The organism is Haloferax sp. Atlit-109R (assembly GCF_003665865.1).
Taxonomy (GTDB): domain Archaea; phylum Halobacteriota; class Halobacteria; order Halobacteriales; family Haloferacaceae; genus Haloferax; species Haloferax volcanii.
The window spans coordinates 1-565 of record NZ_QPLO01000009.1 but is presented as its reverse complement, the minus strand read 5'-3'; the positions used below and the strand labels follow the sequence as shown (position 1 = coordinate 565).

General features: G+C 68.5%; 1 pseudogene. It reads left to right on the top strand.

The annotated features are described in order from the left end of the window. Positions 1-565: pseudogene (locus DVK03_RS19410) on the top strand (glycine cleavage system protein T); the annotation flags it as partial.

Below are 565 nucleotides of genomic sequence, written 5' to 3'. Positions count from 1 at the left end.
ACGTCGCGTGGGTCCGCGAGCAGTCGCCGGCGGGCGTCGCGGTCAACGACGTCACCTCCAGCTACGCGGCGATGGTCTGCACCGGCCCGAACGCCCGGAAGGTGCTCTCGAAGGTCGCCGACGCCGATCTCTCGGACGACGCGTTCCCGTTCTTCACCAGCCAGGAGTTCTACGTGAAGAACGTGCCCGTGACGGCGCTGCGCGTCTCCTACGCCGGCGAACTCGGCTGGGAGTTCTACACGCCCTCGGAGTACGGCGAGCGCCTGTGGGAGATCCTGCTCGACGCCGGCGAGGAGTACGACATCCGCCCGTACGGCAACGGCGCGCTCAACGCGCTCCGCATCGAGAAGGGATTCCGCCTGTGGGGTCACGACCTGCACACCGAGCACAACCCCTACGAGGCCGGACTGGGTTGGGCCGTCGATGTCGACACCGACTTCATCGGCAAGGAGGCCGTCGCCGCGGCCGCCGACGGCGACAACGTCAGCCACGAGGTCGCCTGTCTGACGCTGGACGACGAGTCGGAGACGATCCTCCCCAACCGGCCCGTGTTCGAACCCGGTGC